This is a genomic window from Coleofasciculus sp. FACHB-712, from assembly GCF_014695635.1.
Classification (GTDB): Bacteria; Cyanobacteriota; Cyanobacteriia; order Cyanobacteriales; family FACHB-T130; genus FACHB-T130.
Genome location: NZ_JACJOQ010000222.1, coordinates 1 through 2,933 on the forward strand (window position 1 = coordinate 1; position 2,933 = coordinate 2,933).

3 protein-coding genes are annotated in these 2,933 nt (G+C 47.0%); 2 read left to right on the forward strand and 1 reads right to left on the reverse strand.

Going from position 1 to position 2,933, the window contains the following annotated elements; all coding sequences use genetic code 11:
* The first annotated feature begins 136 nt into the window (after nt 1-136).
* Nucleotides 137-520 (forward strand): YkvA family protein, encoded by a 384-nt coding sequence (locus H6F50_RS06375; RefSeq protein ID WP_190427609.1) that lies wholly within the window; start codon nt 137-139, stop codon nt 518-520.
* A gap of 8 nt (nt 521-528) precedes the next feature.
* Here the strand turns inward: H6F50_RS06375 and H6F50_RS06380 are convergent, their stop codons facing one another.
* Nucleotides 529-1,272, reverse strand: a complete 744-nt coding sequence (locus H6F50_RS06380) for an SIMPL domain-containing protein (protein WP_190427612.1) — start codon at nt 1,270-1,272, stop codon at nt 529-531.
* 255 nt (nt 1,273-1,527) lie between these two features.
* On the opposite strand from H6F50_RS06380, the gene H6F50_RS06385 reads away from it, so the two are divergent.
* Nucleotides 1,528-2,933: histidine kinase dimerization/phospho-acceptor domain-containing protein (locus tag H6F50_RS06385; protein WP_190427614.1), on the forward strand; the 1,406-nt coding region annotated here is incomplete at its 3' end.

Below are 2,933 nucleotides of genomic sequence, written 5' to 3' on the forward strand. Positions count from 1 at the left end.
GGTCAGAACAACTCGCCAATTTATCCTCGCCTTACCGAGCGATCGGGAAAGTCCGAGAGTGGCAACTTATTCAAGTATTGCAGTAAGCGATCGCTACAGCTTCATTAGCGTTTAACGTTCATTCAGGTCAACGCAAATGCAGGGATGGAAACAACAACTCCATCGGTTGAAAAAAGAAACCTACGCAATTTACTTGGCTTGTAAAGATCCCAGAGTTCCTTGGTATGCAAGGATATTGGCTGGGTTGATCGTCGCCTATGCCTTTAGTCCGATCGATCTCATTCCAGATTTTATCCCAGTCATTGGTTATCTAGACGATCTGATTCTTGTGCCGCTGGGAATTTGGCTGGTACTGAAGATGATTCCCCCAGCCGTGATGGCGGATTGTCGGGAAAGAGCAACAAGCGCGATCGCTGAAGATAAACCTAAGAATTGGATTGCTGCCTTTATTATCGTGGCTATCTGGTTTGGATTAGGGATTTTAGGTGTAATTTGGATTGGACGCATCCTGAAACGTTAAGCTACTCTTTAATAGCGAATTTGCAGGGTAACAGATGAAATAATCTTCTGTTCGCCACCCACAACCGGCGTGTTAGCAGCCTGATTTCGAGGGGATAATAAAGCCTGCTCGGAGGCGATGACTGGCTGTGGTGGATTGACTCCATTGATCTGAATGCTGACAATTTCTCGCTGATTGAGAGCGAGTGCCCCCAAAGCCGCTGCTGCTTGCTTTTGGGCGTCTTCGGAGGCTTCCTTAATTGCTTCCTGTTGAGCCTGCGCGATCGCTTCATCCGCAGCAACAAGACTAACGCCATCAATTCGTGTTGCACCGGCTTTGATGGCATCATCTAACAGCGTCCCGGCTTTTTCATGACCAGTCCGAAAACTTACAATGTTGGTGCCGATATATCCATTCAGGGTTTGCTTACCGTCTTTGAAACTATAGTTAGGAGCGAGAGTAATTCCAGTCGTTTTTAGTTCTTCCACCTGACGGGATTTCAGCAGTTTCACTACCGCAGAAGAGCGTTGGGCGACTTGCTGCTGAACGTCCTGAGAAGTTTTCCCCTGAACTTCCACACCCAAACGCGCTTGCGCGATCGTTGTCGGAATGCTGACATCTCCTTTTCCGGAGACAGTGAGGCTTCTGGGTAGTTTCTCTAGCGTCGGGGCAGATTGGCAGGCACTCAGGCTGAGGATACCCAGCGCTAGAGAAACAATTTTTACACGATTCCAGAAATTCGGCTTAGCCCTACACGGGAGAAAGCGATTCATATTTTGGAACACAAATTAGAACAACAAATAATCTCGTGTTCCTAATCTGGCACTGTAGCTTTCGAGTAGTGCTTTAGGTTACATTTTTGGAAACTTAACCCTTTCCTCGATCTTGTTTAAAACACCATACAAATCACATTGGCTCAGCGGTGGTGCTGTTATAAAAGAAGTGGAGCTAAGGGTCGAGCGAGACTCGACTCGATCTAATAGGGCTGATTTGGTCATTTTTAGCAGCAAGGCAAGGAATTTGTGCTGATGCAACCTCAAGAGCCAACCGCTGCTGACGACACCACAGAGAGCCAAAAAGTTTTAGCGACTCAGCCGCTCTCGACCGACCGCCACTCGCTAAAATCTCTCTTACCTTGGAAACCGAAAGCCGGTTCTTGGCGCATCCACCAAAAGATTGGCTACGGCTATTTCCTAGCAATTGCGATTGGCTTTTTCGGTTCGCTAGCTGGGTTAGTAATCGCAGACTATTACCAAGGGCAAGGCGTCAAACAACTCAATGATGCCCACGTACAAGCACAACTGCTCGGAAATTTTAAGGATGCGGTCATCGAGGTGCAATTACATGGTTCGCATTTAGCTGCTGTACTAGAGGATTCACAACAGCTGCAATTGGAAAAAGCGCAATTTTTCGACTGTGCTAGCAAAGCTAAGAAGTTGAGGTTGGAAATTGAACGCTTCATCAAGAGCAACCCTGCCTGGTTAGCAGCAACCCCCGACACAATACAGGAATTATTGCAGGCTTACACGACTACTTTGGACTCCTACGTTCAGCAAACTGAGTTTAGCTTGCAACCAATTGACCAATTGCAATTGCAGCCAAAGGCGGTTGAGTCAGCGCGACGGCAACTACTCATCGCGATCCGTGGGGAGTCAGCGATGACTTTAGAGCGCTTCAATGCACAATTGAGCAACCTCCTTGACATGGCTCAAAAGCAGGAGCAGCAAGGGAGAGAAGTGATGGAGAATGCTCAAGGACTGGAGAAAATCATTATTATCTTGAGTATGCTTGTTTCGGTTGCGATCGCAGGGACGATGGCCCTGCGTACCAGTCGCGCGATCGCACAGCCAGTCGTCACGGTTACTCAAGTGGCTCAGCAGGTAGCACGGGAATCTAATTTTGATCTGCGTGCCCCTGTCACCACTGGCGATGAAATTGGGTCATTAGCCACTTCTCTGAATCATCTCATCGAACGGGTATCCGAGCGAACCAAAGAATTGCAACAAGCGAAAGAATTAGCTGAAGCTTCTAGTACCTCCAAAAGTCAGTTTCTGGCGAATATGAGCCACGAGCTGCGTACACCCTTGAATGCCATCATTAACTTGAGCAAACTTCTCGAAGAAGATGCCCAGGATCTCGGCTTAAGCGATGAAGATTTTATTAGCGATCTTCAATCAATTAACTCTGCTGGCAAACATCTTCTGGCACTGATTAATGACATCCTCGACTTGTCGAAAATTGAAGCCGGGAAAATGACTCTCTACCCGGAAACGTTTGATATCAAAATGTTGATTATTAGCGTTGTCATAACAGTAAAACCGTTAGTAGAGAAGAATGGAAATGTCTTAGACGTTCATTGTGACGAGAATCTGGGCACCATGTACGCTGACCAGATTAAGGTGAGGCAGGTATTGTTTAATTTGCTCTCCAATGC

Coding starts and splice junctions, on each gene's coding strand:
- H6F50_RS06375 (WP_190427609.1), top strand. CDS start 137: ATGCAGGGATGGAAACAACAACTCCATCGGTTGAAAAAAGAAACCTAC.
- H6F50_RS06380 (WP_190427612.1), bottom strand. CDS start 1,272: ATGAATCGCTTTCTCCCGTGTAGGGCTAAGCCGAATTTCTGGAATCGT.